Annotated in this window: 5 protein-coding genes and 1 pseudogene; 4 read left to right on the top strand and 2 right to left on the bottom strand. The window is 67.0% G+C overall.

The window, feature by feature from the left end; genetic code table 11:
- Window positions 1–387, bottom strand: a 387-nt coding sequence (locus tag Q1V87_RS13225) for a PLP-dependent transferase (RefSeq protein WP_300593738.1), incomplete at its 3' end; no start/stop codon positions are given.
- A gap of 137 nt (window positions 388–524) precedes the next feature.
- On the opposite strand from Q1V87_RS13225, the gene Q1V87_RS13220 reads away from it, so the two are divergent.
- On the top strand, window positions 525–1,301 hold the full coding sequence (locus Q1V87_RS13220; RefSeq protein WP_300593735.1) for an SDR family oxidoreductase: 777 nt from the start codon (window positions 525–527) through the stop codon (window positions 1,299–1,301).
- A 23-nt stretch (window positions 1,302–1,324) separates the two neighbouring features.
- Here Q1V87_RS13220 and Q1V87_RS13215 read toward each other — a convergent pair whose 3' ends face one another.
- Entirely contained in the window at window positions 1,325–2,830 is a 1,506-nt protein-coding gene (locus Q1V87_RS13215) for an MFS transporter (RefSeq protein WP_300593732.1), read from the bottom strand.
- Between the two features lie 63 nt (window positions 2,831–2,893).
- Between Q1V87_RS13215 and Q1V87_RS13210 the strand changes: the two genes are divergently transcribed.
- The 3 genes and pseudogenes from Q1V87_RS13210 to Q1V87_RS13200 all read left to right on the top strand — a co-directional run.
- Window positions 2,894–3,394 (top strand): phosphoribosyltransferase, encoded by a 501-nt coding sequence (locus Q1V87_RS13210; protein WP_300593729.1) that lies wholly within the window; start codon window positions 2,894–2,896, stop codon window positions 3,392–3,394.
- A gap of 3 nt (window positions 3,395–3,397) precedes the next feature.
- Entirely contained in the window at window positions 3,398–4,096 is a 699-nt protein-coding gene (locus Q1V87_RS13205; RefSeq protein WP_300593726.1) for a uracil-DNA glycosylase, read from the top strand.
- 9 nt (window positions 4,097–4,105) lie between these two features.
- Window positions 4,106–4,437 (top strand): annotated as a pseudogene (locus tag Q1V87_RS13200) (N-acetyltransferase); the annotation flags it as partial.

Here is a 4,437-nt window from a genome sequence, read left to right as displayed (position 1 = left end):
GATGCCGAGCTTGGCGAGCGTGTACTTGAAGAGGTTGTAGGTGCCGCCGTAGATCGAGCTCGACGAGACGATGTGGTCGCCGGCCTGCGCGATGTTCAGCACGGCGAAGGTCTCGGCAGCCTGACCGGACGAGACGAGGAGGGCGCCACTGCCACCCTCGAGCGCCGCGACACGCTGCTCCACGACATCCTGCGTCGGGTTCATGATGCGGGTGTAGATGTTGCCGAACTCGGCCAGAGCGAACAGGTTCTGGGCGTGGTCGGCGTTGTCGAACACGTACGAGGTGGTCTGGTAGATCGGGGTCGCGCGCGACTTCGTGGTCGGGTCGGGGGCGGCGCCGGAGTGGATCTGCTTGGTCTCGAACTTCCAGTTCTCGGGTGCGGACATGAGGTGCTCCTTGCGTCTTCGGGGTCGGTCGGCGGGTCGACCGGCCACCACCGAGAGTACGAAGACGTGCCGTTGTCAACAACCGCATGGAAATGTGACGTAACACTTCGCGTGCCCGTGCCAGCTAGCGTTGACGCATGACCAGACGCGCAGTGGTGACGGGAGCCAGTTCGGGAATCGGTGCGGCAACGGTGCGCCGTCTGCGCGCGAGCGGGTGGGAGGTCGTGGCCGTCGCCCGGCGCGCCGATCGCCTCGCGGCGCTGGAGGATGAGACCGGAGCCGTTGCGTTCGCTGCGGATCTCACGACGGATGCCGACATCGACGCGCTGACGGAGTTTCTCGCGGGGTCCGGAGCCGTGCACTCGGTTGCACACATCGCCGGCGGTGCTCGCGGCACCGACCGTGTCGAGGACGGCCGCACCTCGGACTGGCAATGGATGTACGACGTCAATGTCCTCGCCGTGCAGCGGCTGACGCAGGCGCTGCTCCCGCAGCTGCGGCGAAGTGCGGCATCCGGCGGTCATGCCGACCTGCTGTTCGTGACCTCGACTGCCGCGCAGGTTGCGTACCCCGGAGGTGGTGGATACAACGCCGCGAAAGCCGCCGAGTCGATGCTGGTGAATGCCCTGCGTCTCGAGCTCAATGGGGAGCCACTGCGCGTCATCGAGATCGCCCCCGGGATGGTCTATACCGAGGAGTTCACCCTGAACCGTGTCGGTGGTGATCGTGACCGTGCGGCGGCTGTCTACGAGGACGTGCAGAACCCGCTCACTGCCGAGGACGTCGCCGATGTGATCGGCTACGCCCTGGAGGCGCCCGGCCACGTCAACCTCGACCTTGTGACCATGCGCCCCGTCGCGCAGTCTGCCCAGTACCTGCTTGCCCGAGGCCCGCTCACTCCGCGCCTCCCGTAGCGCAGGGGCGGGCGCGACCACGCTCAGGTCAGCTGCCCGCTGCCCTGGGTGGCCTCGAGCTGGCTCGTGTCGGTGTCGGCGAAGGCGACCTTCGGGACGAACAGCAGCAGCAGGGCTGCGAGGAAACCGCCGCCGGCGCAGATCGCCCAGACGGCGAGGTAGCCGCCGAGGGATGCCGCGGTTTCGCTGGCGACAGCCCCGGCGCCGGCTGCAAGCAGCACGCCGAACACGGCTGACGCGAAGGCGCCGCCGACGGTCTTGGTGGTGTTGGTCAGCGCGGAGGCGATGCCGGTCTGTCCACGTGGGGCTGCCGCCGCAGCCGCCGCAGGCAGCGCCCCGACGAGAGCGCCGGAGCCGAGGCCCGCGATCATGAGGTTCAGCAGCACCTGCCAGAGCTCGAGGTGGAACGGCAAGAACAGCGTGTAGCCGATGCCGACCAGAAGCGATGCGCCGATCAGGATGAGTCGGGGATTGGCCCGACGCGACAGCACGGCGAAGATGATGGCGCCGATGATGAGGGAGAGCAGATACACGCCGATCACGTACGAGCGCTGCGACGCCGACAGCCCCAGTCCGTAGCCGAGAGATGAGTCGGTTCCCGCGTACGTCGACAGCGGCCCTTGGGCGCCGAGCAGGCTGATTCCCACGAGGAACGCAGTCGTCTGCACGGGCCACATCTCGGGTCGCCGCAGGACCCGGATGTCGATCGCGGGGTCGTCCTGGCGCAGTTCGAACCGGACGAACCAGACGAAGACGCCAAGCCCGGCGGCAAAGAGCGCGACCACCCACCACCACGCGTTCTCGCCGAGGTCGAGTTGCGGGATCATGCGCATGTAGACCAGGGCGCCCGTCACCAGCAACAGACCCCACGTCAGCAGCACGAAGCCCCAGGTGTCCAGGCGCCGACCCGTCGTGGGCTCAGACTCGGGAACACCGAGCCAGATGACCCCGGCGATGAGGGTGACCGCGATCGCGGGAATCATCATCGTGACGGTGAGGTCGCCGGTCGCTTCGAAGATCGCGCCTGCGGCAAGCGCCCCCGCGATCGCACCGGCTTGCAGTCCGACGACGAGGAGCCCAGCTGCGCGCCGGGTGGAGGAAACGCCGCGGTTCTGGCGGCGACCGCGCTCGAAGATGAGCGCGACCTCCAGCGGCAGCCAGACGACGTAGAACCCCTGCAATGCCCACGCGATCAGGAAGGTCCAGAAGTCTCCCGCGAACACGAGCCACCAGCTGGCTGCAGCGGTCAGGATGGACGAGATCAGCAGAATCCGCTTGTGCCCGTACATGTCGCCGAGCTTCGCGAGAATCGGAACGACGAGCGCAGACAGCAGCAGCTGGGCAGCTTCGAACCAGTTCACATCCGAATCGTGGATGCCGAGGTCGATGACGATGTCACTGAAGAGCGGAACGTAGTAGCCCTGGATGATGCCGCTGACGAATTCGACGAGGATGAACCAGCCGATCAGCCCTGCAGTGATTCCCAGGCCCGTTCCGCGCAACCGGTCGAGGGCGGATGCGGCGGGCATGCCCGCGAGAATAGCACCGCGGCGCCGCCTAGTCTGGTGCGGGGGTAACCGAGAGGAGAACCGGTGACGACCGAGCGGGAAACGTTGACCTGGCAAGGGTTCGGAGATGCCACGCGTGAGCTATCCCGCACCATCGTGGCTGATGGCTTCATGCCCGATGTGGTCGTCGCGATCGCCCGCGGCGGGCTCCTGCCTGCCGGCGCCATCGCGTACGGGCTCGGCGTCAAGAACTGCGGGGCGATCAACGTCGAGTTCTACACCGGCATCGGCACGGTGCTTCCCGATCCCGAGCTCCTGCCCCCAGAGATGGATATGGCCTACCTCGACGGTCGTCGTGTCCTGCTCGTAGACGATGTCGCCGACAGCGGGCGCACGCTCGATCTGGCGGTGCGTCTGCTGACCGATCGTGGCGCGATCGTGCGCAGCGTCGTCATCTACACGAAGCCGACGACGATCATCCGTCCGGACTGGTCGTGGAAAGACACCGACCTGTGGATCGATTTCCCGTGGTCGTGGCAGGGGTCGGTCATCGAGCAGGATGCCGCGGTCACGGAGTCGGCCTGACCCATGGCGATGTCCCTGCCCGAGCTCGCCGACGCCGGTCTGATCGACAGCGGCTGGGCTGAGGCTCTCTCGCCTGTCGCCGATCGGATCGCGGGCATCGGGGAGCGCCTGCGGGCTGAGGTCGCCGCCGGGCGGCGCTATCTACCGGCGGGAGATCGAGTCCTCCGCGCCTTCGCGCGTCCGCTGGCAGACGTGCGGGTTCTCATCGTCGGTCAGGATCCCTATCCGACGCCCGGACACCCCATCGGTCTCTCATTCGCTGTCGACGCTCACGTCCGGCCCTTGCCGCGGAGCCTCGGGAACATCTATCGAGAGCTCCACGATGACCTCGGCATTCCGGCAGCTTCTCACGGCGACCTGTCGGCCTGGAGCGAGCAGGGTGTCATGCTGCTGAACCGTGTCCTCACCGTGTCCCCGGGCGCTCCCGGCTCGCACCGCGGCTGGGGTTGGGAGGCTGTCACAGAGCACGCGATTCGAACGCTGGCAGCACGCGACCAGCCGCTTGTCGCCGTCCTGTGGGGGCGGGATGCCGCCAGTCTGCGGCCCCTGCTGGGGCCGGTTCCGATCATCGAGTCGCCGCATCCCTCACCCCTGTCGGCGAGCCGTGGGTTTTTCGGCTCCCGCCCGTTCTCCCGGGCCAACGAGCTGCTGGAGCAGCAGGGGGCAGAACCGATCGACTGGCGCGTCGAGCGGTCGGCGTAGGCTGATCTCATGCTGGAAGAGGAATACGACAAGAAGCGGCGGCTTCCCTTCCATCTGCGACGGCGGTCCGAGCCTGAAGGGCCGTTCAGTTACGTCATCCGGGCCGCCGAGGAGCGCGACATCCCCGACATTCGGGAGATCTACAACTACTACGTGCGCAACTCCGTCGTGACCTTCGATGAGAAGGTCTGGTCGATCGCGCAATGGCGCGAGAAGTTCGCGTTCTTGGCGAAGCTCGACCTGCCCTTTCTCGTCGCTCAGTCACCGACCGGTCAGATCCTGGGCTACGCGCTCGTGCAGCCGTGGGCAGGAAAGTCCGCATACCGCTACACCGTCGAGAA

This window comes from Microbacterium sp. (genome assembly GCF_030149085.1).
In the GTDB taxonomy this organism is placed as follows: Bacteria; Actinomycetota; Actinomycetes; order Actinomycetales; family Microbacteriaceae; genus Microbacterium.
The sequence above is the reverse complement of the archived record's forward strand: the minus strand, read 5'-3'. Positions and strand labels throughout refer to the sequence as shown.